Origin of the sequence: Arsenophonus nasoniae DSM 15247, from assembly GCF_000429565.1 — a bacterium.
In the GTDB taxonomy this organism is placed as follows: Bacteria; Pseudomonadota; Gammaproteobacteria; order Enterobacterales; family Enterobacteriaceae; genus Arsenophonus; species Arsenophonus nasoniae.
Window position 1 is genome coordinate 1 of the sequence record NZ_AUCC01000050.1, and the last position, 24643, is coordinate 24643.

General features: G+C 40.0%; 40 protein-coding genes and 2 pseudogenes. 7 read left to right on the top strand and 35 right to left on the bottom strand.

Going from position 1 to position 24643, the window contains the following annotated elements:
- The first annotated feature begins 584 nt into the window (after nucleotides 1-584).
- Nucleotides 585-1115 (top strand): gamma carbonic anhydrase family protein, encoded by a 531-nt coding sequence (locus G468_RS0110850; protein ID WP_026823145.1) that lies wholly within the window; start codon nucleotides 585-587, stop codon nucleotides 1113-1115.
- Nucleotides 1116-1185: 70 nt separating this feature from the next.
- Here G468_RS0110850 and aroE read toward each other — a convergent pair whose 3' ends face one another.
- The 4 genes from aroE to dprA are packed head-to-tail and all read right to left on the bottom strand — an operon-like array spanning nucleotide 1186 to nucleotide 4238.
- On the bottom strand, nucleotides 1186-2007 hold the full coding sequence (aroE, locus tag G468_RS0110855) for a shikimate dehydrogenase (RefSeq protein ID WP_026823146.1): 822 nt from the start codon (nucleotides 2005-2007) through the stop codon (nucleotides 1186-1188).
- Nucleotides 2008-2012: 5 nt separating this feature from the next.
- Entirely contained in the window at nucleotides 2013-2582 is a 570-nt protein-coding gene (tsaC, locus tag G468_RS0110860; RefSeq protein WP_026823147.1) for an L-threonylcarbamoyladenylate synthase type 1 TsaC, read from the bottom strand.
- A gap of 23 nt (nucleotides 2583-2605) precedes the next feature.
- Nucleotides 2606-3148, bottom strand: a complete 543-nt coding sequence (locus tag G468_RS0110865; protein WP_248604881.1) for a DNA topoisomerase family protein — start codon at nucleotides 3146-3148, stop codon at nucleotides 2606-2608.
- 16 nt (nucleotides 3149-3164) lie between these two features.
- Nucleotides 3165-4238 (bottom strand): DNA-processing protein DprA, encoded by a 1074-nt coding sequence (gene dprA, locus G468_RS0110870; RefSeq protein ID WP_026823149.1) that lies wholly within the window; start codon nucleotides 4236-4238, stop codon nucleotides 3165-3167.
- 125 nt (nucleotides 4239-4363) lie between these two features.
- Between dprA and def the strand changes: the two genes are divergently transcribed.
- From def to mscL, 5 genes and pseudogenes are all read left to right on the top strand, one after another.
- A complete protein-coding gene (gene def / locus G468_RS0110875; RefSeq protein ID WP_026823150.1) occupies nucleotides 4364-4879 on the top strand; it encodes a peptide deformylase in 516 nt (171 codons plus the stop codon).
- A 32-nt stretch (nucleotides 4880-4911) separates the two neighbouring features.
- Nucleotides 4912-5883 (top strand): methionyl-tRNA formyltransferase, encoded by a 972-nt coding sequence (gene fmt / locus G468_RS0110880; RefSeq protein WP_026823151.1) that lies wholly within the window; start codon nucleotides 4912-4914, stop codon nucleotides 5881-5883.
- A gap of 50 nt (nucleotides 5884-5933) precedes the next feature.
- On the top strand, nucleotides 5934-7214 hold the full coding sequence (rsmB, locus tag G468_RS0110885; RefSeq protein ID WP_026823152.1) for a 16S rRNA (cytosine(967)-C(5))-methyltransferase RsmB: 1281 nt from the start codon (nucleotides 5934-5936) through the stop codon (nucleotides 7212-7214).
- 49 nt (nucleotides 7215-7263) lie between these two features.
- Nucleotides 7264-8640: a Trk system potassium transporter TrkA gene (gene trkA, locus G468_RS0110890; protein WP_026823153.1), complete on the top strand. Its 1377-nt coding sequence runs from the start codon at nucleotides 7264-7266 to the stop codon at nucleotides 8638-8640.
- Nucleotides 8641-8728: 88 nt separating this feature from the next.
- A pseudogene (gene mscL, locus G468_RS20565) lies at nucleotides 8729-9145 on the top strand (large-conductance mechanosensitive channel protein MscL).
- A 14-nt stretch (nucleotides 9146-9159) separates the two neighbouring features.
- Here mscL and arfA read toward each other — a convergent pair.
- From arfA to bfr, 31 genes and pseudogenes are all read right to left on the bottom strand, one after another.
- Nucleotides 9160-9332: pseudogene (gene arfA / locus G468_RS23785) on the bottom strand (alternative ribosome rescue factor ArfA).
- Between the two features lie 78 nt (nucleotides 9333-9410).
- On the bottom strand, nucleotides 9411-9824 hold the full coding sequence (zntR, locus tag G468_RS0110905; RefSeq protein ID WP_026823154.1) for a Zn(2+)-responsive transcriptional regulator: 414 nt from the start codon (nucleotides 9822-9824) through the stop codon (nucleotides 9411-9413).
- A gap of 122 nt (nucleotides 9825-9946) precedes the next feature.
- On the bottom strand, nucleotides 9947-10336 hold the full coding sequence (rplQ, locus tag G468_RS0110910) for a 50S ribosomal protein L17 (protein WP_026823155.1): 390 nt from the start codon (nucleotides 10334-10336) through the stop codon (nucleotides 9947-9949).
- 37 nt (nucleotides 10337-10373) lie between these two features.
- On the bottom strand, nucleotides 10374-11363 hold the full coding sequence (locus G468_RS0110915) for a DNA-directed RNA polymerase subunit alpha (protein ID WP_026823156.1): 990 nt from the start codon (nucleotides 11361-11363) through the stop codon (nucleotides 10374-10376).
- A 25-nt stretch (nucleotides 11364-11388) separates the two neighbouring features.
- Nucleotides 11389-12009, bottom strand: a complete 621-nt coding sequence (gene rpsD, locus G468_RS0110920; RefSeq protein WP_026823157.1) for a 30S ribosomal protein S4 — start codon at nucleotides 12007-12009, stop codon at nucleotides 11389-11391.
- A gap of 35 nt (nucleotides 12010-12044) precedes the next feature.
- Nucleotides 12045-12434 (bottom strand): 30S ribosomal protein S11, encoded by a 390-nt coding sequence (rpsK, locus tag G468_RS0110925; protein ID WP_002919257.1) that lies wholly within the window; start codon nucleotides 12432-12434, stop codon nucleotides 12045-12047.
- Nucleotides 12435-12450: 16 nt separating this feature from the next.
- On the bottom strand, nucleotides 12451-12807 hold the full coding sequence (gene rpsM / locus G468_RS0110930) for a 30S ribosomal protein S13 (protein WP_026823158.1): 357 nt from the start codon (nucleotides 12805-12807) through the stop codon (nucleotides 12451-12453).
- 147 nt (nucleotides 12808-12954) lie between these two features.
- On the bottom strand, nucleotides 12955-13071 hold the full coding sequence (gene rpmJ, locus G468_RS0110935) for a 50S ribosomal protein L36 (protein WP_026823159.1): 117 nt from the start codon (nucleotides 13069-13071) through the stop codon (nucleotides 12955-12957).
- 43 nt (nucleotides 13072-13114) lie between these two features.
- On the bottom strand, nucleotides 13115-14440 hold the full coding sequence (gene secY, locus G468_RS0110940; protein WP_026823160.1) for a preprotein translocase subunit SecY: 1326 nt from the start codon (nucleotides 14438-14440) through the stop codon (nucleotides 13115-13117).
- A gap of 7 nt (nucleotides 14441-14447) precedes the next feature.
- On the bottom strand, nucleotides 14448-14882 hold the full coding sequence (rplO, locus tag G468_RS0110945) for a 50S ribosomal protein L15 (protein ID WP_026823161.1): 435 nt from the start codon (nucleotides 14880-14882) through the stop codon (nucleotides 14448-14450).
- A 3-nt stretch (nucleotides 14883-14885) separates the two neighbouring features.
- Entirely contained in the window at nucleotides 14886-15065 is a 180-nt protein-coding gene (gene rpmD / locus G468_RS23420; protein ID WP_026823162.1) for a 50S ribosomal protein L30, read from the bottom strand.
- Between the two features lie 6 nt (nucleotides 15066-15071).
- Nucleotides 15072-15572: a 30S ribosomal protein S5 gene (gene rpsE, locus G468_RS0110955; protein ID WP_026823163.1), complete on the bottom strand. Its 501-nt coding sequence runs from the start codon at nucleotides 15570-15572 to the stop codon at nucleotides 15072-15074.
- Between the two features lie 14 nt (nucleotides 15573-15586).
- Complete coding sequence (rplR, locus tag G468_RS23425; RefSeq protein WP_026823164.1) at nucleotides 15587-15940, bottom strand: 50S ribosomal protein L18; 354 nt, start codon at nucleotides 15938-15940, stop codon at nucleotides 15587-15589.
- A 9-nt stretch (nucleotides 15941-15949) separates the two neighbouring features.
- Entirely contained in the window at nucleotides 15950-16483 is a 534-nt protein-coding gene (rplF, locus tag G468_RS23430; protein WP_026823165.1) for a 50S ribosomal protein L6, read from the bottom strand.
- Nucleotides 16484-16497: 14 nt separating this feature from the next.
- The gene (rpsH, locus tag G468_RS0110970; RefSeq protein ID WP_026823166.1) at nucleotides 16498-16890 is read right to left on the bottom strand and encodes a 30S ribosomal protein S8; all 393 of its coding nucleotides are present in this window, start codon (nucleotides 16888-16890) and stop codon (nucleotides 16498-16500) included.
- Between the two features lie 33 nt (nucleotides 16891-16923).
- Nucleotides 16924-17229 carry a 30S ribosomal protein S14 gene (gene rpsN, locus G468_RS0110975; protein ID WP_026823167.1) on the bottom strand — a complete coding sequence of 102 codons (306 nt, stop codon included), beginning with the start codon at nucleotides 17227-17229 and terminating at the stop codon, nucleotides 16924-16926.
- Between the two features lie 12 nt (nucleotides 17230-17241).
- Nucleotides 17242-17781 carry a 50S ribosomal protein L5 gene (gene rplE / locus G468_RS23435; RefSeq protein ID WP_026823168.1) on the bottom strand — a complete coding sequence of 180 codons (540 nt, stop codon included), beginning with the start codon at nucleotides 17779-17781 and terminating at the stop codon, nucleotides 17242-17244.
- Nucleotides 17782-17796: 15 nt separating this feature from the next.
- Nucleotides 17797-18111, bottom strand: coding sequence for a 50S ribosomal protein L24 (gene rplX / locus G468_RS23440; RefSeq protein ID WP_026823169.1), 315 nt, complete (start codon nucleotides 18109-18111; stop codon nucleotides 17797-17799).
- Between the two features lie 12 nt (nucleotides 18112-18123).
- Complete coding sequence (rplN, locus tag G468_RS0110990) at nucleotides 18124-18495, bottom strand: 50S ribosomal protein L14 (protein WP_026823170.1); 372 nt, start codon at nucleotides 18493-18495, stop codon at nucleotides 18124-18126.
- 179 nt (nucleotides 18496-18674) lie between these two features.
- On the bottom strand, nucleotides 18675-18929 hold the full coding sequence (rpsQ, locus tag G468_RS0110995; protein WP_026823171.1) for a 30S ribosomal protein S17: 255 nt from the start codon (nucleotides 18927-18929) through the stop codon (nucleotides 18675-18677).
- Nucleotides 18929-19120, bottom strand: a complete 192-nt coding sequence (rpmC, locus tag G468_RS0111000; protein ID WP_026823172.1) for a 50S ribosomal protein L29 — start codon at nucleotides 19118-19120, stop codon at nucleotides 18929-18931. The genes rpsQ and rpmC overlap by 1 nt, the downstream gene beginning before the upstream one ends.
- On the bottom strand, nucleotides 19120-19530 hold the full coding sequence (rplP, locus tag G468_RS0111005; RefSeq protein WP_026823173.1) for a 50S ribosomal protein L16: 411 nt from the start codon (nucleotides 19528-19530) through the stop codon (nucleotides 19120-19122). The genes rpmC and rplP overlap by 1 nt, the downstream gene beginning before the upstream one ends.
- A complete protein-coding gene (rpsC, locus tag G468_RS0111010) occupies nucleotides 19530-20240 on the bottom strand; it encodes a 30S ribosomal protein S3 (RefSeq protein WP_026823174.1) in 711 nt (236 codons plus the stop codon). Before rpsC ends, rplP begins: the two co-directional genes overlap by 1 nt.
- A gap of 17 nt (nucleotides 20241-20257) precedes the next feature.
- Nucleotides 20258-20590: a 50S ribosomal protein L22 gene (gene rplV / locus G468_RS0111015; protein ID WP_026823175.1), complete on the bottom strand. Its 333-nt coding sequence runs from the start codon at nucleotides 20588-20590 to the stop codon at nucleotides 20258-20260.
- Nucleotides 20591-20604: 14 nt separating this feature from the next.
- On the bottom strand, nucleotides 20605-20883 hold the full coding sequence (rpsS, locus tag G468_RS0111020) for a 30S ribosomal protein S19 (protein WP_026823176.1): 279 nt from the start codon (nucleotides 20881-20883) through the stop codon (nucleotides 20605-20607).
- Nucleotides 20884-20897: 14 nt separating this feature from the next.
- Nucleotides 20898-21722 carry a 50S ribosomal protein L2 gene (rplB, locus tag G468_RS0111025; protein WP_026823177.1) on the bottom strand — a complete coding sequence of 275 codons (825 nt, stop codon included), beginning with the start codon at nucleotides 21720-21722 and terminating at the stop codon, nucleotides 20898-20900.
- Nucleotides 21723-21741: 19 nt separating this feature from the next.
- Nucleotides 21742-22044, bottom strand: coding sequence for a 50S ribosomal protein L23 (gene rplW / locus G468_RS0111030; RefSeq protein WP_026823178.1), 303 nt, complete (start codon nucleotides 22042-22044; stop codon nucleotides 21742-21744).
- Nucleotides 22041-22646, bottom strand: a complete 606-nt coding sequence (rplD, locus tag G468_RS0111035; RefSeq protein ID WP_026823179.1) for a 50S ribosomal protein L4 — start codon at nucleotides 22644-22646, stop codon at nucleotides 22041-22043. The genes rplW and rplD overlap by 4 nt, the downstream gene beginning before the upstream one ends.
- Before the next feature lie 16 nt (nucleotides 22647-22662).
- The gene (rplC, locus tag G468_RS0111040) at nucleotides 22663-23292 is read right to left on the bottom strand and encodes a 50S ribosomal protein L3 (RefSeq protein WP_026823180.1); all 630 of its coding nucleotides are present in this window, start codon (nucleotides 23290-23292) and stop codon (nucleotides 22663-22665) included.
- Between the two features lie 32 nt (nucleotides 23293-23324).
- Nucleotides 23325-23636, bottom strand: coding sequence for a 30S ribosomal protein S10 (gene rpsJ, locus G468_RS0111045; protein WP_001181005.1), 312 nt, complete (start codon nucleotides 23634-23636; stop codon nucleotides 23325-23327).
- Between the two features lie 288 nt (nucleotides 23637-23924).
- Nucleotides 23925-24368: a bacterioferritin gene (gene bfr, locus G468_RS0111050; RefSeq protein WP_034249783.1), complete on the bottom strand. Its 444-nt coding sequence runs from the start codon at nucleotides 24366-24368 to the stop codon at nucleotides 23925-23927.
- Between the two features lie 75 nt (nucleotides 24369-24443).
- Between bfr and G468_RS20570 the strand changes: the two genes are divergently transcribed.
- Nucleotides 24444-24643: helix-turn-helix domain-containing protein (locus G468_RS20570; protein WP_034249788.1), on the top strand; the 200-nt coding region annotated here is incomplete at its 3' end.

Consider the following 24643-nt stretch of genomic DNA (forward strand, 5'->3'; position numbering starts at 1 on the left):
CTGGCCGTAACGCTTTTTTTGCCACTTTGTCGGCCTTTTATCGCCTTCTCCGTCGGCTAAAATAACGTTACTGCTTATTAGTTCATATATGAATTAACTGTTTGTCACTCTTTAAGACTTAATCTTCAAATAGTTTTTGATGATGTCTTGCGAGTGCCCACACAGATTGTCTGATTAATTGTTAAAGAGCGTGCGACTGGAGTCGCGAGGGGGCGTATACTACGCTTTTCACCTGTAAAGTCAAGTAGTTATTTCTACTTTTCTTTACCCTGCGTCGCTAAAATCCACTTCAAGTGATTGGTTCTATACTGACTCAGTGGGGGCGCATTATAGGACGCCTAAAAATTTACTCAACTATTTTTTGTGTTTTTTTATTTATATGAACATTTTTTCGCCATAATGAATTAAAATTCTACAAATTTAGCTCGCTTTTGTAGTATCCATGCAATTTTTTGATTTAAAAAAATACAAAGATAGGCCTATATAATATTTGATTAAAAGAATGTTTAATAATATAAAATACAAATTTATCTATTCACTCTTTGATAACCAATTCAAATAGTTTAATTAGGATAAACATAGCAATGATTTCTAATATAAGACCTTATTTACACCTAAAACCCATTATTGGTAATAGTGTATTTATCGATCCAACTGCGGTGGTAATTGGTGATGTACACATTTCTGACAATGTAAGTGTTTGGCCACTAACTGTTATACGCGGTGATGTCAATTACATTTCTATTGGAGCAAGAACTAATATTCAAGATGGTTCAGTACTTCATGTTACACATGAAAATAAACTTAACCCCCAGGGATATCCTCTCATTATTGGAGAAGACGTTACCATAGGGCATAAAGTTATGTTGCATGGATGTACTATTGGTAACCGAATTTTAGTTGGTATGGGTTCAATTATTTTAGATGGCGCAAAAGTTGATGATGATGTCGTTATCGGTGCAGGTAGTTTAGTCACACAAGGTAAAAAATTAGAAAGTGGTTATTTATATATTGGCAGCCCTGTAAAACAAATTAGAAAATTAACATCTGAAGAGTTAAAAGGCTTAATCCTGTCTGCAGCAAATTATAACAATTGGAAAAATAATTATTTATAAGTTTATTATAAAAATACTATCCACAAATTTTACCTGATATCTTTATCATTTTTCCGTAAAAATAGACCAACTAATTTATATCAGTATTTTCTTTTAATCGCTGTAATACAGATGAAATATCAGGTAATTTACCATGCCATAATTTAAAAGCAAAAGCGGCCTGACCAACTAACATACCAATACCATCAGCATATTTTAATACCCCATAGTTTTTTGCTAATGTTAAAAATGGTGTTTCGTTTAATCGATAGAACATGTCATAACAAAAAACATTTTGCTTGAATATAGTAGGTGAAATAGTAGGAACTTCACCTACAACCCCAGAAGATGTCGCGTTGATAACTAAATCATACTCAGCAGAATCAATAGACTCCAACATCAATGAATTGATATGTCCTATAGCAGAAAATTGTTTTGCCAGTTCATCAGCTTTACTAAATGTTCGATTCGTAATCGTTATTCGACAGCCATAATTTAAAATAGGCGCTATAACACCACGTGCTGCACCACCAGCACCAATTACTAATATATGTCTTCCCTTTTCAATAAAGCGCAAACGCTCAAGATCTAAAATTAAGCCTATTCCATCGGTATTATCACCAAGTAATCTTTGATCATCTAACCTCTTGATAGTATTAACTGAACCACATATTTGAGCTTGTTCAGTTAATTCATCAACTTTATGGTAAGCTAACTCCTTAAAAGGTAAAGTAATATTTGCCCCCTTTCCTCCTCGAGAAAAAAAATCATCTAATTTTTCTTCAAATTTATTTAAAGGAACTAATACTTTTCCATAATCATATTTAATACCTGTTTGCTCAGCGAATAATTTATGAATAAGTGGTGATTTACTATGTACCACTGGATTTCCAAAGACGGCGAATTCTTCCATTCACATTAACCTTTTCGATACAAATGACCTGTTATTATATCTCGAATTTCAGAGGGATTTTTACGTCCCCCAACAGAACCGTCTAAAACGGATACTTGACCATTAAACTGGGCAATAACTTCTTCTTTTGTTCTGCATGGTGATAATCCATTTAAATTAGCACTAGTAGAAATCAAGGGTTTGCCATATAAAAAACAAAGCTTTTTAATTAACTCAAAATTTGTAATACGCACCGCAATTGAATCAAATTTTCCTGTTAACCATTTTGGTGTGTTTTTTCTAGCGGGTACTACCCAGGTGATAGATTTAGACCCTGTTGAAAGCATCATTTCTTTTTGTAAATTAGTTAATTTATTATCATCGATATAAGGTATTAGTTGTTCATAGTCTCCAGCTATTAAAATTAATCCTTTTTTCCATGAACGCTGTTTTAATAATAATAACTGTCGAACTGTTTTCTCATTATCAGGATCACATCCGAGGCCAAAAACAGCTTCTGTCGGATATGCGATAATTTTGCCTTCATTTAACGCTGCAATAATATTCCGAAAAGAAGGGGGTATTTCATCAAACATGCCAATTATTCCATAAACTTTTATTACTGTTGTCTATTACATAATTTATTTGCACAAAATATTTTCATATCTTGTGAAACCTTTTTTTCTATTAATAATGGATACTGACAAAAAGAACATTTACCAGAAATTGGTTTAGCATTAACCACAAATTGACACTTAGGATAACAATTACAACCATAAAATACTTTGCCAAAACGTGACGTTCTTTGCAGTAATTCGCCATCTTGACACTGTGGACATCCAATTAACGTTTCATCGGGTTTATCAATTAACTCTGTATGTTCACATTGAGGATAATGACTGCAACCAACAAACATACCGAAACGCCCTCGCTTCAACACCAAATTATGCCCACATTTGGGACAAAAATAATCCAATAATTCTTTAATTATTTGGCTGTCTGCTGCTTGTTTTAATGGCCGAATATAATCACATTTAGGATAATTAGAGCAAGCAACAAAAGGCCCATATCCCCCATTTCGAATAATAAGTTCACTATGACATTTAGGACAATACTCCTTATCTTCATTTGCCATTTTTCTAATAATAATTGGCTTTTGCATTCTCATCTCACTTTAATTACTCGACTCTAATATATCCACCAGACACAAAGATAACTTTACCCATTAATTCAAATTCCAATAATTGAGCAGATACCTCAATAACCGATAAGCCACTTCTTTCAGCAATTAAATCTATAGGCGTTGGTTCAAAATTAATATAACGCAATATATTGTTCATAGAATTATCGATATGTAGATTATCAGATAGGATTTTATTTTCTGGTAACCATTTTAGTCCACTGTTTAAATGTTCAATAATATCTTGCGGCGAAGAGGCTAAATAAGCCCCCTGTTGTATTAACCAGTGATTACCTTCATATAAGCTATTACCTAACGCACCAGGTAAAGCAAAAATATCTTTACCTTGTTCCAATGCACATTTAGCTGTTATTAATGAACCACTTTTTAATCCAGCCGCAATCACAATTACTGCTTTACTTAAGCCACTAATTATACGATTACGACGAGGAAAATTCTTGGCTAACGGAGGAGTATCTGGTAGATATTCTGATACTAACGCCCCTTTTTCCTTGATTTTATTGGCTAAACTAGTATGTTGGGTTGGGTATAATTTATTTAAACCACTACCTAATACAGCAAGGGTTATGCCATTATTCCTTAATGCAGTTTTATGGCTAATCCCATCTATACCTATTGCTAAACCACTGGTAATTGTAAATTTATGCATCACCAGTTCCTGACTAAATATTTGTGCCCATTTTTCACCATAGAAATCATTATAACGACTGCCTACCATCGCAATTTGAGTGGAAGAAAGCGCTTTCTCTTTACCAGCAACGAAGAGTATAATTGGTGGCGAATATATCTGTTTTAATAAATATGGATAATTGGGATCTGATAACGTAATGAGTTTATGCTCGCTTACATCTAGCCATTTCATTGCAGCATAAATGGCTTTTGAATTTGCATGAGTAAATTGTACACATTGATGGGGTGATAACCCACATGCTCGAAGAGAAGCGACTTTAACATTATTGATTTCAATGAGTTTCTCTACAATTGCAGTAATCTTAACAGTTGAAAGATGAGAAACCATCCTCATTCGTAGCCATATTTCCATTGGATCCATATACTTTCCAGACTTCATTGGCAATAAGTGTGTTTCATTTATAACCAATACTGTCAATCATAACGAGAAATGTCTAGAATAGGTATTAAATAACTTTCACTTTTTGGATATAGCTTTAAACATTTATGTCAGTATTAAATATATTACATTACCCAGATGAACGTCTTCGCAAAATTGCAGAACCGGTAAAAAAAGTTGATGCAGAAATACAACGTATCGTGAATGATATGTTTGAAACGATGTATGAAGAAGAAGGTATTGGTTTAGCCGCAACACAGGTTAATATTCATCAAAGAATTATTGTTATTGATGTTTCAGAATCTCGTAATGAAAGATTGGTACTTATAAATCCCGTTATCTTAGAAACATCTGGTGAAACGGGAATAGAAGAAGGTTGTCTTTCTGTACCGGAACAACGTGCATTCGTACCTCGTGCTAAATGGGTCAAAATTAAAGCCTTAGATGTCAATGGTAAAGAGTTTGAATTAGAAACAGATGATCTACTTGCTATCTGTATTCAACATGAAATAGACCATCTTAATGGCAAATTATTTATTGACTATCTTTCTGCATTAAAACGCCAACGCATTAGGCAAAAAATTGAAAAGCTTGAACGTCTAAAAGCTAAAACAAAGAAATGATATTTTTCATATTTTAATATAGGGATCTTTACGTGTCAGACTGTCTACGAATCATTTTTGCCGGCACCCCTGATTTTGCAGCACAACATTTAGCTGCATTACTCAGTTTCAAGGATAAGTACCAAATAGTTGGCGTTTTGACACAACCAGATAAACCAGCTGGAAGAGGGCGAAAACTCGCATCAAGCCCAGTAAAAATACTAGCCGAAAAAGCGAATATTGCTGTTTTCCAGCCAACAACACTAAAAACAGCAGAAAGTCAGCGCTGGATTGAAAATAAACATGCTGATGTTATGGTTGTCGTCGCTTATGGCCTAATTTTACCTGAAGTTGTATTAAATATGCTACCAATCGGTTGTTTGAATGTTCATGGATCACTACTACCTCGCTGGAGAGGTGCAGCGCCAATTCAACGCTCAATTTGGGCTGGTGATAAAGAAACCGGTATTACAATTATGCAAATGGATAGTGGTCTAGATACCGGGGATATGCTCTATAAAGTAAGTTGCCCCATTGAACTAAAAGATACCAGCGCAACACTGTATCAAAAACTTGCAAAAATTGGCCCTACTGCACTCTTACATACTCTTGATTTAGTAGCATCAGCTCAAGCAAAACCAGAAAAGCAAAATAATACATTTGCTACCTATGCTGAAAAATTGAGTAAAGATGAAGCATTAATTGATTGGACACTTTCGGCTGAACAAATTGAACGATGTATCCGGGCATTTAATCCTTGGCCAGTAAGTTATTTTATTTTTGCAGATAACCCCATTAAAGTATGGTATGCCGAAGTCATTTATCATCAGATTGACTCATCACCAGGAACAATTTTAAGTGCCGATAAAACAGGAATTAAGGTGGCAACCGGGAAAGGTATTTTAAACATTTTAAAAATACAACCGGCCGGTAAAAAGATCATGTTAGTTTGTGATTTTCTAAACTCTCGCCACGGATTGTTTATTCCTGGCACAATAATAAATTCACCATTGCAACAAAATTAAAAAATAAATTTCTTGCTTGCATTTATAATTAGTAGGTAATTATATTCAACATGAATAAAAAATATAACCTTAGAAGCATTTGTGCCCAAGTTATTGCCCAGGTTATTGATCAAAAACAATCATTAAGCACTGTACTTCCCGAATGGCAGAAAAATATATCAGATAAAGATAAATCACTTTTACAAGAACTCAGTTTTGGTGTACTTAGAGTGTTACCTTTATTGGAATGGTTTATTCAACAATTAATAACTAAGCCATTAAAAGGAAAACAACGAATTATTCATTATCTTATTATGGTAGGAATTTACCAACTTCGTTTTACTCGCATTCCCCCCCATGCCTCACTAGCAGAAACTGTTGATGGAGCTAACGCCCTGAAACTCCCTCAATTAAAAGGCTTAATTAATGCTGTATTAAGACAATTTCAACGGCAAGAACAAATATTAAATGAAAAAGCCAATAATAATGAAAACAATTATTTACATCCTAAATGGCTTTTAGAAAAAATTCAGCAAGTTTATCCTGCTCAATGGAAAGAGATTCTTGAGGCCAATAACCAAAAACCACCTATGTGGTTAAGAGTAAATCAATTATATCATTCTACTAATGATTATCTAATGCTATTACAACAAGCGGGTATAGAGGCCAGTTTAAGCAATGACAGTAAATTTGCTATCAAATTACAAAAACCATGTGCGATTAACAAATTACCAGGATTTGACCAAGGTTGGGTAACAATTCAAGATCTATCTGCTCAACGATGCGTTGAATTATTAGCGCCTAAAAACGGTGAATATATTCTTGATCTTTGCGCAGCTCCTGGTGGTAAGACAACTTATATACTCGAACTTGCGCCAAAAGCTGATGTTTTAGCGGTTGATATTGATCAACTACGAATAAAACGTATCCAAGAAAATCTTAATCGAGTAAAATTACATGCAAGAGTTATTGTTGGTGATGGGCGTAAACCACTCGAATGGATATCAGGTGCGAAATTTGATCGTATATTGCTAGATGCACCTTGCTCAGCAACAGGTGTCATTCGTAGGCATCCAGATATAAAATGGCTTAGAAAACCGATAGATATCCCGCAATTGGTCAAATTACAATATAAAATTCTTGAGGCTATCTGGCCTTACTTAAAAACCAATGGCACCCTAGTTTACGCTACTTGCTCTATTTTACCGGATGAAAACAAAGAACAAATAAAGAAATTTCTTTTTCATCATCCAGAAGCATCTTTAAATAATAATATGGAACTAGGCCAACAAATATTACCCACTCAACGGGGAGGAGATGGTTTCTTTTATGCTTCTCTAATAAAAAATTAACACTACTATTTTGAATAAATACTCAATCTGGCAGTGAGATTAAAATATAATGAAAATTATCATATTAGGTGCAGGACAAGTTGGTGGAACACTCGCAGAAAATTTAGTTGATGAAAATAACGATATCACCATCGTAGATACTAATACTGAACGTTTACGCCAGTTACAAGATAAATTTGATCTAAGAGTTGTCAGTGGGCATGGCTCATACCCTAGGATCCTAAGGGAAGCCGGAGCTGAAGATGCTGATATGCTTGTTGCTGTGACAAATTCAGATGAAACTAATATGATTGCATGTCAAATCGCTTATTCTCTTTTTAACACGCCAAATAAAGTTGCTAGAATACGTGCATCTGAATATATCAAAGAAACTGAAAAACTTTTTACCCCTGATCACATACCAATTGATTACCTTATTTCACCTGAGCAGCTTGTCATTGATTATATTTATAAATTAATTCAATATCCTGGTGCACTTCAGGTTGTTAATTTCGCAAGTGGCAAAGTTAGTATTGTTGCTGCAAAAGCCTACTATGGAGGTTCATTAGTAGGTAATTCCCTTTCAAATCTCCGCGAACATTTACCCCATATTGATACCAGAATTGCTGCAATATTTCGTCAAGATAGACCCATTCGACCACAGGGATCCACAATTATTGAAGCAGGTGATGAAATCTTTTTTGTTGTCGCCACTGAGCATATCCGTGCTGTCATGAGTGAACTGCAACGTCTGGAAAAACCCTATAAGCGAATCATGATAGTTGGTGGCGGTAATGTTGGTGCAGGTTTAGCAAAACAGCTAGAAAAAGATTACAGTGTAAAATTAATAGAACGTGATCAAGAAAGAGCAACTGAATTAGCAGAACTATTACATGATACAATCGTGTTTTATGGTGATGCTTCAGATCAAGAACTGTTAGCAGAAGAACATATTGAACAAACAGATGTATTTATAGCACTGACTAATGATGATGAAGCCAATATTATGTCAGCTATGTTAGCTAAAAAAATGGGTGCCAAGAAAGTAATGGTTCTTATTCAGCGTTCTGCTTATGTTGATCTTGTACAAGGAGGAGTCATTGATATCGCTATATCACCTCAACAAGCAACAATTTCAGCTTTACTAGGACATGTTCGTAAAGCGGATATAATCAATGTTTCATCCTTGCGTAAAGGTGTTGCTGAAGCGATCGAAGCCATTGCTCACGGTGATGAAAACACATCCAAAGTTGTCGGTAGAAAAATTTCAGAAATAAAACTGCCTCCTGGTACAATTATTGGTGCTATTGTTCGTGATGATGAAGTCATTGTTGCCAATAGTTATCATATTATTGAACAAGATGATCACATCATTATGTTCATTACTGATAAAAAACATGTTCCTGAAGTAGAAAAGATCTTCCAACCTAGCCCATTCTTTTTGTAAAAATTTTGATAGAAATATATCAATAGATATTATAATTTAAACATTCTTATAAATTTTACGTTCTATTTTGATTAATGGTGAGGAGACTATGAGCTTTATAAAAGAGTTCCGTGAATTTGCAATGAAAGGCAACGTTATTGATCTGGCTGTAGGTGTTATTATTGGTGCAGCATTTGGCAAAATTGTTTCTTCGCTTGTTGCAGATATTATTATGCCGCCACTCGGATTACTTATCGGAGGTATTGATTTTTAGCAATTTCATTTTGTCTTAAGAGAAGCTCACGATAATATACCCGCTGTTATTATGAATTATGGTGTCTTTATTCAGAATATTTTTGATTTTCTTATCATCGCTATAGCAATTTTTGTTGCGATAAAACTTATAAACAAATTGCGTCGCGAAAAAGAAGAAGCACCTGCAGCAGCACCAACTAAAGAAGTCACATTATTAACTGAAATACGTGATTTATTAAAAATAACAAAAATAATAAAACGAGTGGGTTAGTGATAATAAATTTTTTAATTAATCATCACTAACCCACTAGTTAGCTCTTTATTATGTTTGATCTTTCGCTGATAACTCCCTTTTCCTTTTTTATTTTTTCAATCCGTTGCCTATATAAAGGATGATGCAATATAGCTTCTACTGCTCTCTTCTTTATAATGCCTCGTTGATGCTGATAATTTGCCATATCAAATGCGCCAATATCAATTATTTCTATTAATAGATTACCTATAAAATTTGATTTTATCTAAAACTGATATGCCATTTAACGTTTATTGGCGCCTTGTTCTAGAATCTCTAAAATTGAACATCCAGTACTAACATGTTTACTACCACAACAAGCGGCACTAAGCATTTTTAATGAATCCTTCATTCTCTCCATCTCTATAATTTTAATTTCGAGCTCCCGCAAGCGAGCATCTACAATATTCTTCGACTCCTGGCACGTATGATGAGCAGGATCAATGCGAATAGACAATAATTCTGAAATTGATTCCAAAGTAAAGCCTAACTGCTTAGCATAACGAATAAAACGTAAACGTTGTAAATCTTTTTTGCCATAAAGACGATAGCCGCTTTCTGTACGATTAGGACGCTCCATTAATCCTTGTTTTTCATAGAAACGAATTGTGTCTGTAGTAACATCTGCTAACTTAGCTAATTTACCTATATGATACATAAATACCTCTTATATATTTATAAATATCATTCACTATGATAGCAAAATATGAAACGACAAAAAGTTAATTTTTAGATAATAAAAAACCGGGATTAATCCCGGTTTTTCATGTAATTGCAAATTTACTCTGCAGCTACTTCTGCTTGAGACTCAACAGTACGATCAACAAGCTCGATGTAAGCCATCGGCGCATTGTCACCGGCACGGAAGCCACACTTCATAATACGAGTATAACCACCTGCACGGCTCGCGAAACGCGGTCCAAGTTCATTAAATAATTTTGCCACGATCTCATTATCACGAGTACGGGCAAATGCCAGACGACGATTAGCTACGCTGTCGGTCTTGGCAAGAGTAATCAGTGGCTCAACGACACGGCGCAACTCTTTCGCCTTTGGTAAAGTTGTCTTGATAATCTCATGACGAACTAAAGAACCAGCCATATTACGAAACATAGCTTGGCGGTGGCTACTATTGCGGTTCAATTGACGACCACTCTTACGATGGCGCATGACCTTATCCTTCTCAGTAAAACCTTAACCTGTGATCTCATTCATCAGCAATACTTGCTGGAGGCCAATTTTCTAGACGCATGCCTAGCGATAAACCTCTTGATGCCAAAACATCCTTAATTTCAGTAAGTGATTTTTTACCAAGATTAGGCGTTTTAAGCAACTCAACTTCAGTGCGCTGAACCAAATCACCGATGTAGTGGATAGCTTCTGCTTTTAAACAGTTAGCAGAGCGGACAGTCAATTCCAGATCGTCAACTGCACGCAGCAGAATCGGATCGAACTCTGGCTTCTCATCTTTGACTTCAACCTTAGCAACATCGCGCAAATCAACGAAAGCTTCGAGTTGTTCAGCCAAGATAGTTGCTGCTCGACGAATCGCCTCTTCTGGATCGATTGTGCCGTTAGTCTCCATCTCGATAACCAGTTTATCCAAATCAGTGCGTTGTTCTACACGCGTCGCTTCAACATTGTAGGCAATACGCTCCACAGGGCTATAGCATGCGTCAACTAATAAACGACCGATTGGGCGCTCATCTTCTTCCGAATGAATACGGGCAGAAGCCGGTACATACCCACGACCACGCTGTACTTTAATACGCATATTAATAGCAGCGCTTTCATCAGTTAGATGGCAGATAACATGTTGCGGCTTGACGATTTCGATATCATCATTAGGGGTGATATCGGCGGCAGTCACAGGGCCAATTCCAGATTTATTCAAGGTCAGAATAACTTCATCTTTACCGTGAACTTTTACCGCCAGCCCTTTCAGGTTAAGGAGAATCTCTAGGATATCTTCTTGCACACCTTCTTTAGTGCTGTACTCATGCAGTACACCATCAATTTCAACCTCGGTCACAGCACAACCCGGCATAGACGAAAGCAAAATACGGCGTAGTGCGTTACCAAGAGTATGGCCAAAGCCACGTTCTAACGGTTCAAGGGTTACCTTGGCGTGAGTCGAACTAATTTGCTCGATATCAACCAGGCGCGGTTTAAGAAACTCTGTCACAGAACCCTGCATTGTGTCCTCTCTTTGGTACTAAGCTTTACTTAGAGTAAAGCTCGACGATCAGGTGTTCGTTAATGTCAGCAGACAGATCAGCACGTTCAGGAATACGTTTGAACACACCTTCCATCTTAGCAGCATCAACTTCCAGCCAACTTGGCTTCTCACGCTGTTCAGCAAGCTCTAAAGCAGCCTTAATACGAGACTGTTTTTTTGCTTTTTCACGAACGCTGATAACGTCATTCGGGGAAACCTGATAAGAAGCAATATTAACAACTTGACCATTTACCATGATAGCTTTATGGCTAACCATCTGACGTGCTTCCGCGCGTGTTGCGCCAAAGCCCATACGATAAACAGTATTATCTAAACGACCTTCAAGCAAATTCAACAGATTTTCGCCCGTATTGCCTTTCAATCGCGTTGCTTCTTTATAATAGTTACGGAATTGACGTTCTAGAACACCGTAAATACGACGAACTTTTTGTTTCTCACGTAACTGAACACCATAATCAGATAGACGCGGTTTACGTGCGCCATGCTGTCCAGGTGCCTGTTCTAATTTACACTTGGTGTCAATCGCGCGAACGCCAGACTTAAGAAAAAGATCTGTACCCTCGCGACGGCTCAGCTTGAGCTTAGGACCCAAATATCTAGCCATTTTCTTTCTCCAACAATCCTAAAAACGTAACGTAATTAAACACGACGTTTCTTCGGTGGACGACAACCGTTATGAGGGATCGGAGTCACATCAGTAATGTTAGTAATGCGGAAACCAGCCGCATTTAACGCACGGATAGTTGACTCACGGCCAGGACCAGGTCCTTTAACCATAACTTCTAAGTTTTTGATTCCGTACTCTTTCACTGCCTCAGCACAGCGTTCTGCTGCAACTTGAGCGGCAAACGGAGTAGACTTACGAGAACCACGAAAACCAGAACCACCTGCGGTTGCCCAACCCAATGCATTACCTTGACGATCAGTAATAGTAACAATTGTGTTGTTAAAAGAAGCATGGATATGAGCCACACCGTCTGAAACTTGTTTTCTTACACGCTTACGTGCACGAATAGGTGCTTTTGCCATTATTTAATACCCCGACTTATTTCTTGATCGGCTTACGTGGACCCTTGCGGGTACGCGCATTAGTCTTAGTACGCTGACCACGCACAGGAAGACCACGGCGGTGACGTAAACCACGATAGCAACCAAGATCCATTAGGCGCTTGATGCTTAGGGTAACTTCACGACGCAAATCACCTTCAACAATGTATTTAGCAACTTCGTCACGTAACTTGTCGATTTGCTCTTCAGACAGCTCACTGATCTTAACATGCTCAGCAATACCACTTGCTGCACAGATTGACTGCGAGCGAGTTTTGCCAATGCCGTAAATCGATGTTAATGCGATTACGGTATGTTTATGATCAGGAATGTTAATGCCTGCTATACGGGCCACTATGCACTCCTAAAGTTAAATACTGCATAACTGTGCTGAAAAGCCCGCTTTCAGGATACTCAAACAGTTATACATTTTTTAGATAAAAAGTTTGGCTGGCTAATTTAGCCAGCTCAACTCAACTTTGCAAGAAAAAAATGCTTTTTCTCAACCTTGACGCTGTTTATGTCTTGGTTCAACGCTGCAAATCACACGAACACTACCATTACGTTTAATGATTTTACAGTTACGGCATAATTTCTTGACTGAAGCACGAACTTTCATTTTTACTCTCCGTAACTTCTAAAGCAAATTAATTTAAAAGCAATTATTTACCTTTAAGATTTGCTTTTTTCAATGCAGACTCATATTGACTAGACATCATAAGAGTTTGCACTTGAGCCATAAAGTCCATAATAACGACGACGACTATGAGAAGTGAAGTACCACCAAAATAGAATGGAACTTTCATTGCGTCACGCATGAACTCCGGGATTAAGCAAATAAAAGTAATGTACAATGCACCTACTAGTGTTAGGCGCGTCATTACTTTGTCAATATACTTGGCCGTTTGCTCTCCCGGACGAATTCCTGGTACAAATGCACCGGACTTCTTCAGGTTATCTGCTGTTTCTCTCGGATTAAAAACTAATGCCGTATAAAAGAAACAGAAGAAGATGATTGCAGATGCATAAAGTAACACATAAAGCGGTTGTCCTGGCTGCAAATACATTGCAATAGCTGTCAGCCAACCCCAACCTGTTCCATCACCAAACCAGGAAGCTATTGTACCTGGGAACAGTATAATACTGGAAGCAAAAATTGCAGGAATAACGCCGGCCATATTTACTTTTAATGGTAAATGTGTGCTTTGTGCAGCATAAATGCGACGACCTTGTTGACGTTTTGCGTAGTTAACCACTATACGACGCTGACCACGCTCCATAAAAACAACAAAATAAGTCACAGCAAATACTAAAACTGCAATCAACAACAACAGGAGGAAGTGCAAATCGCCTTGCCGAGCTTGTTCAATGGTATGGCCGATAGCCGGCGGGAGCCCCGCAACGATACCTGCAAAGATAATGATAGAGATACCGTTTCCAATACCTCTTTCAGTAATTTGCTCGCCTAGCCACATCAAAAACATTGTTCCTGTCACTAAACTAACAACAGCCGTGAAATAAAACGGAAATCCAGGATTGATTACTAGCCCCTGCATTCCGGCCATATTGGGTAAACCTGTCGCAATACCAATAGATTGGAATATCGCTAATACCAAAGTACCATAACGGGTATATTGACTAATTTTACGACGACCGGCTTCCCCTTCCTTCTTAATCTCTGCTAACCGTGGGTTAACTACTGTCAGTAATTGGACAATAATTGATGCCGAAATATACGGCATAATTCCCAAAGCAAAAATAGAAGCACGACTAAGCGCACCACCAGAAAACATATTAAACATTTCGATGATGGTGCCTCTTTGCTGTTCAAGCAATTTGGCAAGCACAGTGGCATCAATACCAGGAATAGGAATAAAAGAACCAATACGGAAAACAATCAGCGCCCCAATAACAAACAAAAGCCTGCGTTTAAGTTCGCCTATGCCACCTTTAGCACTTTGAAAATCTAAACCTGGTTGTTTCGCCATCTGTAACTTATTCCTCGATTTTACCGCCAGCGGCTTCAATTGCAGTCCGTGCACCTTTTGTTACACGAAGACCACGCACAGTAACTGGACGATTAACTTCACCAGAAAGAATAACTTTCGCATATTCTATTTGAATGCCAACTATATTAGCAGCTTTCAGCGTATTTAGATCAATGACATCGCCTTCAACTTTAGCAAAGTCTGACAAACGAACTTCTGCAGTAATCATTGCTTTACGTGAAGTAAAACCAAATTTTGGTAAACGACGATACAAAGGCATTTGACCGCCTTCAAAACCACGACGTACGCCACCGCCAGAACGAGACTTCTGACCTTTGTGACCACGTCCGCCAGTTTTACCTAAACCGGAACCAATACCGCGACCTACGCGTTTAGGTGCATGTTTAGCACCTTCAGCTGGAGACAGAGTATTTAAGCGCATCTGTTACTCCTCAACTTTAACCATGTAGGAAACCAAATTGATCATGCCGCGGATCGCTGGTGTATCTTCACGTTCTACAGTATGACCGATACGACGCAGACCTAAACCGGTCAATGTTGCCTTATGTTTTGGCAAACGACCAATAGAACTGCGAACTTGTGTAATTTTAATAGTCTTAGCCATGGTTCATTACCCCAGAATTTCTTCGACGGATTTACCACGCTTGGCTGCGACCATTTCTGGAGACTTCATACTGTCTAAAGCATCCAGCGTTGCACGAACAACATTAATTGGGTTCGTGGAACCATAGGTTTTAGCCAGTACGTTATGAACACCGGCAACTTCCAATACAGCGCGCATTGCACCGCCTGCGATAATACCCGTACCTTCATGAGCAGGTTGCATAAACACACGAGAACCCGTGTGAGCACCTTTTACAGGATGATACAAAGTACCGTTATTGAGAGCGACGTTTTTCATATTGCGACGGGCTTTTTCCATCGCTTTCTGGATTGCTGCCGGAACTTCGCGTGCCTTACCATAGCCAAAACCAACACGACCGTTACCATCACCAACAACAGTTAGTGCAGTAAAACTAAAAATACGGCCACCTTTAACGGTTTTAGCTACACGATTTACCGCGATCAGCTTTTCCTGCAGTTCGCCAGCTTGTTTTTCGATGTGAGCCATCTTACACCTCTACCTTAGAACTGAAGGCCAGCTTCACGGGCAGCATCTGCCAGTGCCTGGACTCGACCATGATATTGGAAACCAGAGCGGTCAAAAGCAACTTCTTTGATGCCTTTTTCCAGCGCGCGCTCGGCAATTAATTTGCCAACTACTGCTGCTGCTTCTTTGTTTCCTGTGTATTTTACTTGCTCATTGATAGTTTTTTCTATAGTAGAAGCAACCACCAAAGTTTCAGAACCGTTTGATGCAATAACCTGCGCATAAATATGACGAGGGGTACGATGTACCACCAAGCGCGTTGCACCCAGTTCATGGAGTTTGCGGCGTGCGCGGGTCGCACGACGGATACGAGCTACTTTCTTATCCATAGTGTTACCTTACTTCTTCTTAGCCTCTTTAGTACGCACGATTTCATCGGCGTAACGAACACCTTTACCTTTATAAGGTTCAGGACGACGGTAAGCACGCAATTCTGCTGCAACTTGGCCAATTGCCTGTTTATCTGCACCTTCCAACACAATTTCAGTCTGTGAAGGACATTTTGCAGTAATACCTGCTGGCAACGCATGCTCAACCGGATGAGAGAAACCTAAAGACAAACTTACAGTATTGCCTTTAATAGCTGCACGATAACCGACACCAACCAGCTGAAGTTTCTTAGTGAAGCCTTCGGTAACACCAATAACCATTGCATTCAACAAAGAACGCGCCGTACCCGCTTGTGCCCATGCATCAGCGAAACCTTCGCGAGGTGCAAACGTTAATTGATTATCAGCATGTTTGACTTCAACAGCTTTATGGATTGTACGAGTAAGCTCGCCATTTTTACCTTTAATCGCTATATCCTGACCGTCCAGTTTAACTTCTACGCCGGCAGGAATGACGACAGGTGCTTTTGCCACACGAGACATTCTTTTCTCCCGAATTAAGCTACGTAGCAGAGAATTTCGCCACCTAAACCTGCTTGGCGAGCTGCACGATCAGTCATGACACCTTTAGAAGTAGAAATAATAGCAATGCCTAAACCAGCCATAACCTGTGGTAGCTCATCTTTTTTCTTATAGATGCGCAAACTTGGGCGGCTTACACGCTGAATGCTTTCTACAACAGCCTTACCTTGGAAATATTTCAATGTAATTTCCAATGTTGGCTTGATGTCGCCTTCAATTTTATAATCTTCAATATAACCTTCTTCCTTAAGCACTGTAGCAATCGCCACTTTCAACTTAGCGGAAGGCATGTTGACCGCAGCTTTATTAGCGGCCTGACCGTTACGGATACGGGTTAGCATATCCGCGATGGGATCTTGCATGCTCATCTGTCTTTACTCCCGTGATTCAATTGGTGATAATTACCAGCTAGCCTTTTTAAGACCCGGGATTTCACCGCGCATGGCGGATTCACGGACTTTAATACGGCTTAGACCAAATTTCCGCAGAAAACCATGCGGACGCCCAGTTTGACGACAGCGGTTGCGTCGACGAGAAGGGCTGGAATCACGTGGCAGCGTTTGCAGCTTCAGAACAGCATTCCAACGATCTTCATCAGATGTATTCACATCAGAAATAATAGCTTTCAATTCTGTGCGCTTTGCAAAGAATTTTTCAGCTAATTTTGCACGTTTCACATCACGTGCTTTCATTGATTGTTTAGCCATGAATACCCTGCCTTACTTACGGAACGGAAAGTTAAACGCCATCAACAGTGCAAGACCTTCATCATCTGATTTCGCAGTAGTGGTGATAGTAATATCTAAACCACGCACACGATCCACTTTATCATAATCGATTTCAGGAAAGATGATTTGTTCACGTACACCCATGCTGTAGTTACCACGACCATCAAATGATTTTGTGGATAAACCACGGAAATCACGGATACGTGGTACAGCAATAAAAATCAGACGCTCAAAGAATTCCCACATACGTTCGCCACGCAGGGTCACTTTACAGCCGATTGGATAGCCCTGACGGATTTTGAAGCCTGCAACAGATTTGCGCGCTTTGGTGATAAATGGTTTTTGCCCTGTTATTGCCGCTAAATCAGCAGCTGCATTATCAAGCAGCTTTTTATCAGCAACAGCTTCACCAACACCCATGTTCAGGGTGATCTTCTCGACCCGAGGGACTTGCATGACAGAATTGTAGCCAAACTGAGTCATCAGCTTTTGGACTACCTCGTCTTTGTAGTAATCATGCAGTTTCGCCATCGTATACTCCAAAAATTACTTAATAGTTTCACTGTTAGATTTGAAGAAACGCACTTTTTTGCCATCTTCAATTCTAAAACCTACTCGGTCAGCCTTGCCAGTTGTCACATTAAAGATTGCAACGTTAGAAACATCAATTGCTGCTTCTTTTTCGACGATGCCACCTGGTTGATTCAGAGCCGGAACAGGCTTCTGATGTTTCTTAACCAGATTAATCCCTTCAACAATGACTTTACCAGAAGAAAGAACCTGTTTTACTTTACCGCGTTTGCCTTTATCTTTGCCAGCTAACACGATAACTTCGTCATCACGACGGATTTTCGCTGCCATTGTGCCCGCTCCTTAGAGTACTTCTGGTGCCAGAGAGATAATTTTCATAAACTTCTCAGTACGAAGTTCACGAGTTACCGGCCCAAAAATACGCGTACCGATAACTTGCTCACTTGTATTGTTTAACAACACACAAGCATTGCCATCGAAGCGAATGACAGAACCGTCAGGGCGACGAACACCCTTCTTGGTGCGCACCACTACCGCTTTCAGGACATCACCTTTTTTCACCTTACCGCGTGGAATTGCTTCTTTAACAGTAATTTTGATGATATCACCTACATCTGCGTAGCGACGGTGCGAGCCACCTAGAACCTTGATACACATTACGCGACGTGCGCCGGAGTTGTCGGCTACGTTCAGCATAGTCTGTTCTTGGATCATTTTAGTGCTCCGCTAAATGTTAACTACAACTAAGCCGCTTCTTATATAAATTGAAGAGGCAGTACAATTACCCATACATGAGGGCGCAGCATTATAACACCACATCATCAATATGGACAGAAAAAATAAACGGCCGCTTTATTAAGAGCCGCTTATTCTATTATGAAATGGCTATCCTATTACAGAACAGCTTTTTCTACAACGCGAACAAGTGTCCATGACTTTGTTTTGGACAGTGGGCGGGTTTCACGGATTTCCACTAGATCACCGATACCACATTCATTGTTCTCGTCATGTACATGCAATTTGGTCGTACGACGGATAAACTTACCATATAAAGGATGTTTTACCATACGCTCAATAGCAACGACAATAGATTTCTCCATCTTATCGCTAGTTACACGACCTTGCAAAGTACGGATTTTATCGCTCATTACGCACCCGCCTTTTCAGTCAATAAAGTCTTAACGCGTGCAATATCACGACGTACTTGTTTCAACAGGTGAGACTGTTGCAGCTGTCCACTGGCTGCCTGCATACTCAAGTTAAATTGCTCACGTAGCAGATTAAGCAGTTCAGTGTTCAACTCTTCAACGCTTTTTTCGCGCAGCTCTTTTGCTTTCATTACATCACCGTCTTAGTTACAAAGGTGGTTTTGATAGGCAGTTTTGCTGCAGCCAACTTGAATGCTTCACGAGCTAGCTCTTCTGGAACACCGTCCATTTCATAAAGAACTTTGCCAGGCTGGATCAAGGCAACCCAATACTCTACGTTACCTTTACCTTTACCCATACGCACTTCAAGTGGCTTTTCAGTAATAGGTTTATCTGGAAACACACGGATCCAGATTTTACCCTGACGCTTAACTGCACGGGTCATGGCACGACGTGCCGCTTCAATCTGACTTGCAGTCAGACGTCCACGACCTACTGCCTTCAGACCGAAAGTGCCGAAGCTAACATCCGTGCCCGCAGCAAGACCGCGATTGCGACCTTTATGCATTTTACGGAATTTCGTACGCTTTGGTTGTAACATCAGCGACTCTCCTTGCGGCCTTTACGCTGCTGCTTTTTAGGTTGAACTGTCGGTTTCTCTACCTGTTCAACAGCAGCCATACCACCTAGAATCTCACCTTTGAAGATCCATACCTTAACGCCGAGTACACCATAAGTGGTGTGCGCTTCTGCAGTGTTATAATCGATATCAGCACGCAAGGTGTGCAACGGAACACGGCCTTCACGATACCACTCAGTACGTGCAATTTCAGCGCCGCCTAAACGACCACTGACTTCCACTTTTATGCCTTTTGCACCTAGACGCATAGCATTTTGTACCGCACGTTTCATAGCTCGACGGAACATAACACGACGTTCCAGCTGTGAAGCGATACTATCAGCCACTAATTTAGCATCTAGTTCAGGCTTACGTACTTCAGCAATATTGATTTGCGCAGGAACACCAGCAATATCTGCTACTATCTTACGCAGTTTCTCGACATCTTCACCTTTTTTACCGATAACGATACCAGGGCGAGCGGTGTGAATAGTTACACGAATGCTCTTCGCAGGACGTTCGATAACGATACGTGAAATAGATGCCTTTGCCAGTTCTTTATTCAAATACTGGCGTACTTTAAAATCGCTGTCTAGGTTGTCAGCGAATTCTTTTGTATTCGCATACCAAGTAGAGTTCCAAGGTTTGACAATACCCAGGCGAATACCATTAGGATGTACTTTCTGACCCATTGCTAGTCTCCAGAGTCTCAGCGATCGGACACAACCACAGTAATGTGGCTGGTGCGCTTCAAAATACGATCTGCACGGCCTTTCGCGCGAGGCATGATGCGTTTCATAGTTGGACCTTCGTTAACGAAAATTTTCGTCACTTTTAAGTCATCAATATCAGCACCATCGTTGTGCTCGGCGTTAGCGATAGCAGACTCAAGTACTTTCTTCACTAAACCAGCAGCTTTCTTGTTGGTATAGTTCAGAATTTCCAGAGCTTGCGACACTTTCTTACCGCGAATCAGATCAGCCACTAAACGAACCTTCTGAGCAGAAGAACGAGCGTGGCGATGCATAGCGATAGTTTCCATCTCTTCCTCCTACCTTAACGTTTCTTGGCCTTTTTATCGGCCGCATGGCCGCGATAAGTACGGGTCGGCGCGAATTCACCCAATTTATGACCAACCATTTCGTCGGTAACATAAACTGGAACATGCTGACGACCATTATGGACAGCGATGGTCAAACCGATCATGTTAGGAAAGATCGTTGAACGACGGGACCAAGTCTTGAGAGGCTTTTTGTCTCCGCTTTCCACCGCTTTCTCTACCTTCTTCAGCAAGTGCAGGTCAATAAAAGGACCTTTCTTGAGAGAACGTGGCATGGTTTATCCTCTAATTATTTTTTAGAACGGTGACGTACGATATATTTATCAGTACGCTTATTGCTACGGGTCTTCTTACCTTTGGTTTGAACGCCCCAAGGTGTTACTGGGTGTTTACCAAAGTTACGACCTTCACCACCACCATGTGGATGGTCTACTGGGTTCATCGCTGTACCACGAACGGTAGGGCGAATTCCACGCCAGCGGCTAGCACCGGCTTTACCCAGAACACGTAGCATATGCTCCGCATTACCAACTTCACCTAATGTTGCACGGCAATCAGAAAGTACTTTGCGCATTTCGCCAGAACGTAGACGGATAGTTACATAACTACCATCACGTGCAACGATTTGCACATAAGCACCAGCTGAACGAGCCAACTGACCGCCTTTACCTGGCTTAAGTTCAACATTATGAACTGTTGAACCGACAGGAATATTACGCATAGGTAAAGCATTACCTGTTTTAATTGCTGCATCTACACCAGACTGAATTTGGTCACCAGCTTTTAAGCCTTTTGGTGCCAGAATATAGCGACGTTCTCCATCTTTATAGAGAACTAATGCAATATTCGCAGAACGGTTTGGATCATATTCCAGACGCTCAACAGTAGCAGCAATACCATCTTTATTACGTTTAAAGTCAATCAGACGATAATGCTGCTTGTGACCACCACCAATATGACGCGTAGTAATACGGCCATTATTGTTACGTCCACCGGTTTTATTGCTTTTTTCTAGCAACGGGGCATAAGGTTTACCCTTATGCAGCTCAGGGTTAACCACTTTAACTACGTGGCGACGGCCCGGAGACGTAGGTTTACATTTAACAACTGCCATTGTTCTTTACTCCTCCGACTTACTCTGCACCACCGATGAAGTCCAGATTCTGGCCTTCTTTCAGAGTGACGTAAGCTTTTTTCCAGTCGCTACGACGAGCAATTCGCTGACCGTGGCGTTTGGTTTTGCCTTTAACCAGTAAAGTATTTACACCTTTGACTTCAACTTCGAACAGTTTTTGTACGGCAGCCTTAATCTCTGCTTTAGTCGCATCTTTCGCAACTTTAAGCACGATGGTGTTACTTTTTTCCATCGCTGTAGAAGCTTTTTCAGAGACATGCGGTGCACGTAGTACTTTTAGCAGACGTTCTTCACGGATCATGCTAGCATCTCCTCAATTTGCTTCACAGCGTCAGCAGTCATAACTACTTTGTCGAAGGCAATTAGACTAACAGGATCGATACCTATTGCATCACGAACATCAACTTTGTATAAGTTGCGGGCAGCTAAAAATAAATTTTCATCAACCTCATTCGTGACGATCAATACGTCATCCAGAGCCATTTCCTTTAATTTTTGCACTAGAAGCTTAGTTTTTGGCGCTTCCAGAGCAAATTTTTCGACAACAATTAGACGATCCTGACGTACCAATTCAGACAAGATGCTTTTCAAAGCACCGCGGTACATCTTTTTATTTACTTTTTGACTGTGGTCCTGTGGTCTCGCTGCGAAAGTGACACCACCAGAGCGCCAAATTGGGCTCTTAACTGAACCAGCACGTGCACGACCAGTGCCTTTCTGACGCCATGGTTTTTTACCAGAACCTGAAACCTCAGCACGAGTTTTCTGAGCACGAGTACCTTGACGAGCACCAGCTGCATACGCAACAACTACTTGATGCACAAGCGCTTCATTGAAATCACGCCCGAAGGTAGTTTCGGAAACAGTCAGCGCGCTTTGCGCGTCTTTCATTACCAATTCCATTCCTATCTCCTCGACGTTACGCCTTAACAGCTGGTTTTACAATCAGGTTGCTACCAGTCGCACCTGGAACAGCACCCTTGACCAACAGCAGATTACGCTCAGCGTCAACGCGTACTACATCCAGACTTTGAACAGTTACACGTTCATTACCCAATTGGCCTGCCATTTTCTTGCCTTTAAATACCTTACCCGGAGTTTGGTTTTGACCAATAGAACCCGGAACACGGTGTGACAAGGAGTTACCATGAGTAGCGTCCTGAGTGCGGAAATTCCAGCGTTTAACCGTACCAGCAAAACCCTTACCTTTGGAGGTACCAGTAACGTCGACTTTCTTGACGTCAGCAAAAATTTCAACACTAATGCTTTGACCTACGGTAAATTCTTCATTTTCACTCAAACGGAATTCACGTAGGATACGACCAGCTTCAACACCAGCTTTAGCAAAATGCCCAGCTTCAGGTTTTTTTACACGGTTTGCTTTTTTGCTACCGGTAGTAACCTGTATTGCATTATAACCATCTGTTTCCAGGCTCTTAACCTGAGTCACTCGGTTATTTTCAATTTCGATAACAGTTACAGGAATAGAAACACCATCTTCAGTGAAGATACGCGTCATTCCTACTTTCTTCCCGACTAAACCAATCATTGTTTCAACCTCTCAATCGCGCAACGACCTGATTAACCCAGGCTGATCTGCACATCTACACCGGCAGCCAGATCCAGACGCATCAGAGCATCAACGGTTTTCTCAGTTGGCTCAACGATGTCAACCAGACGCTTATGAGTACGAATTTCGTACTGATCACGTGCATCTTTATTAACATGCGGCGAAATCAGAACGGTAAAACGTTCTTTACGTGTAGGTAACGGGATCGGACCACGTACTTGAGCGCCAGTGCGCTTAGCAGTTTCAACGATTTCCGCAGTTGATTGATCAATTAAACGATGATCAAAGGCTTTCAGGCGGATACGGATTCTTTGGTTCTGCATGAGACCAGAGCTCCAACTATTTTATAAACGTAAAAAATTACTCCTCGCACCCATTTCGATTGATGGGGGAGTGTAATCGTTCTCATAATAACCTCCAAATCGGAGGTATTGTTTTAACGCAGTTTCACTGCATGCCAGCCTTTTACGGCCAGGCTCCTAAATTAAAGAGCCCGTGCATTATACGTAATTTCAAAATAAGAGCAAGCCATAGATAAAAAAATTGCATAAAATTTGTGTATAAAATCTTATGCAACAATATTTATAAAAATCTTAATAAATCAAGTTAAATCATTTCTCTTCTCGGAGCTGAGATTGTAGGTAATTTTTTAGGCCTATGCTTGCTATCAAGGCCAATTGCGTTTCCAGCCAATCAATATGTTTTTCTTCATCGGTTAGTATTTCAATCATTAAATCACGACTAACATAATCACCAACTGAATCTGCATAAGTGATTGCTGAACGCAAATCTTTCGCACCGTCCAGTTCAAGCAGTAAATCAGATTTAAGCATTTCTTCCACATTCTCACCAATATTTAATTTACCTAAACCCCGCAAATTAGGTATCCCTTCAAGAAAGAGAATCCTTTCTATATATTTATCAGCATGTTTCATCTCATCGATAGATTCTTCATATTCAATATCGTTAAGACGTAATAAACCCCAATTTTTAAACATACGGGCATGTAAAAAATATTGATTAATTGCAACAAGCTCATTACTGTCACCGATCATGCAAAACTGATCCACTAACGATCATCTAAAACTGATCCACTTGGTATTATTCGCACATTTTTGTACGGATAATTTATGTTAACCAAGGAGATATTTGTGGATATTCATGTTCGCTTTGCACAAGGACAAAGCCTTCGAAAAATTGCCAGTGAGTTGGGTATATCCCGTAACACCGTAAAACATCATTTACAACAACAGACAATGCCAACTTATGCTAAAAGAAGTCAACAACCGACTAAATTATCCCCCTTTAAACCTTATTTGCTTCAGCGAAT

What these genes read in the sequence shown, in the direction of transcription:
- G468_RS0110850 (WP_026823145.1), top strand. Translation starts at nt 585, where the DNA reads ATGATTTCTAATATAAGACCTTATTTACACCTAAAACCCATTATTGGT.
- aroE (WP_026823146.1), bottom strand. Translation starts at nt 2,007, where the DNA reads ATGGAAGAATTCGCCGTCTTTGGAAATCCAGTGGTACATAGTAAATCA.
- tsaC (WP_026823147.1), bottom strand. Translation starts at nt 2,582, where the DNA reads ATGTTTGATGAAATACCCCCTTCTTTTCGGAATATTATTGCAGCGTTA.
- G468_RS0110865 (WP_248604881.1), bottom strand. Translation starts at nt 3,148, where the DNA reads ATGCAAAAGCCAATTATTATTAGAAAAATGGCAAATGAAGATAAGGAG.
- dprA (WP_026823149.1), bottom strand. Translation starts at nt 4,238, where the DNA reads ATGGATCCAATGGAAATATGGCTACGAATGAGGATGGTTTCTCATCTT.
- def (WP_026823150.1), top strand. Translation starts at nt 4,364, where the DNA reads ATGTCAGTATTAAATATATTACATTACCCAGATGAACGTCTTCGCAAA.
- rsmB (WP_026823152.1), top strand. Translation starts at nt 5,934, where the DNA reads ATGAATAAAAAATATAACCTTAGAAGCATTTGTGCCCAAGTTATTGCC.
- trkA (WP_026823153.1), top strand. Translation starts at nt 7,264, where the DNA reads ATGAAAATTATCATATTAGGTGCAGGACAAGTTGGTGGAACACTCGCA.
- zntR (WP_026823154.1), bottom strand. Translation starts at nt 9,824, where the DNA reads ATGTATCATATAGGTAAATTAGCTAAGTTAGCAGATGTTACTACAGAC.
- rplQ (WP_026823155.1), bottom strand. Translation starts at nt 10,336, where the DNA reads ATGCGCCATCGTAAGAGTGGTCGTCAATTGAACCGCAATAGTAGCCAC.
- G468_RS0110915 (WP_026823156.1), bottom strand. Translation starts at nt 11,363, where the DNA reads ATGCAGGGTTCTGTGACAGAGTTTCTTAAACCGCGCCTGGTTGATATC.
- rpsD (WP_026823157.1), bottom strand. Translation starts at nt 12,009, where the DNA reads ATGGCTAGATATTTGGGTCCTAAGCTCAAGCTGAGCCGTCGCGAGGGT.
- rpsK (WP_002919257.1), bottom strand. Translation starts at nt 12,434, where the DNA reads ATGGCAAAAGCACCTATTCGTGCACGTAAGCGTGTAAGAAAACAAGTT.
- rpmJ (WP_026823159.1), bottom strand. Translation starts at nt 13,071, where the DNA reads ATGAAAGTTCGTGCTTCAGTCAAGAAATTATGCCGTAACTGTAAAATC.
- secY (WP_026823160.1), bottom strand. Translation starts at nt 14,440, where the DNA reads ATGGCGAAACAACCAGGTTTAGATTTTCAAAGTGCTAAAGGTGGCATA.
- rplO (WP_026823161.1), bottom strand. Translation starts at nt 14,882, where the DNA reads ATGCGCTTAAATACTCTGTCTCCAGCTGAAGGTGCTAAACATGCACCT.
- rpmD (WP_026823162.1), bottom strand. Translation starts at nt 15,065, where the DNA reads ATGGCTAAGACTATTAAAATTACACAAGTTCGCAGTTCTATTGGTCGT.
- rpsE (WP_026823163.1), bottom strand. Translation starts at nt 15,572, where the DNA reads ATGGCTCACATCGAAAAACAAGCTGGCGAACTGCAGGAAAAGCTGATC.
- rplR (WP_026823164.1), bottom strand. Translation starts at nt 15,940, where the DNA reads ATGGATAAGAAAGTAGCTCGTATCCGTCGTGCGACCCGCGCACGCCGC.
- rplF (WP_026823165.1), bottom strand. Translation starts at nt 16,483, where the DNA reads ATGTCTCGTGTGGCAAAAGCACCTGTCGTCATTCCTGCCGGCGTAGAA.
- rpsH (WP_026823166.1), bottom strand. Translation starts at nt 16,890, where the DNA reads ATGAGCATGCAAGATCCCATCGCGGATATGCTAACCCGTATCCGTAAC.
- rpsN (WP_026823167.1), bottom strand. Translation starts at nt 17,229, where the DNA reads ATGGCTAAACAATCAATGAAAGCACGTGATGTGAAACGTGCAAAATTA.
- rplE (WP_026823168.1), bottom strand. Translation starts at nt 17,781, where the DNA reads ATGGCGAAACTGCATGATTACTACAAAGACGAGGTAGTCCAAAAGCTG.
- rplX (WP_026823169.1), bottom strand. Translation starts at nt 18,111, where the DNA reads ATGGCAGCGAAAATCCGTCGTGATGACGAAGTTATCGTGTTAGCTGGC.
- rplN (WP_026823170.1), bottom strand. Translation starts at nt 18,495, where the DNA reads ATGATCCAAGAACAGACTATGCTGAACGTAGCCGACAACTCCGGCGCA.
- rpsQ (WP_026823171.1), bottom strand. Translation starts at nt 18,929, where the DNA reads ATGAGCGATAAAATCCGTACTTTGCAAGGTCGTGTAACTAGCGATAAG.
- rpmC (WP_026823172.1), bottom strand. Translation starts at nt 19,120, where the DNA reads ATGAAAGCAAAAGAGCTGCGCGAAAAAAGCGTTGAAGAGTTGAACACT.
- rplP (WP_026823173.1), bottom strand. Translation starts at nt 19,530, where the DNA reads ATGTTACAACCAAAGCGTACGAAATTCCGTAAAATGCATAAAGGTCGC.
- rpsC (WP_026823174.1), bottom strand. Translation starts at nt 20,240, where the DNA reads ATGGGTCAGAAAGTACATCCTAATGGTATTCGCCTGGGTATTGTCAAA.
- rplV (WP_026823175.1), bottom strand. Translation starts at nt 20,590, where the DNA reads ATGGAAACTATCGCTATGCATCGCCACGCTCGTTCTTCTGCTCAGAAG.
- rpsS (WP_026823176.1), bottom strand. Translation starts at nt 20,883, where the DNA reads ATGCCACGTTCTCTCAAGAAAGGTCCTTTTATTGACCTGCACTTGCTG.
- rplB (WP_026823177.1), bottom strand. Translation starts at nt 21,722, where the DNA reads ATGGCAGTTGTTAAATGTAAACCTACGTCTCCGGGCCGTCGCCACGTA.
- rplW (WP_026823178.1), bottom strand. Translation starts at nt 22,044, where the DNA reads ATGATCCGTGAAGAACGTCTGCTAAAAGTACTACGTGCACCGCATGTC.
- rplD (WP_026823179.1), bottom strand. Translation starts at nt 22,646, where the DNA reads ATGGAATTGGTAATGAAAGACGCGCAAAGCGCGCTGACTGTTTCCGAA.
- rplC (WP_026823180.1), bottom strand. Translation starts at nt 23,292, where the DNA reads ATGATTGGTTTAGTCGGGAAGAAAGTAGGAATGACGCGTATCTTCACT.
- rpsJ (WP_001181005.1), bottom strand. Translation starts at nt 23,636, where the DNA reads ATGCAGAACCAAAGAATCCGTATCCGCCTGAAAGCCTTTGATCATCGT.
- bfr (WP_034249783.1), bottom strand. Translation starts at nt 24,368, where the DNA reads ATGATCGGTGACAGTAATGAGCTTGTTGCAATTAATCAATATTTTTTA.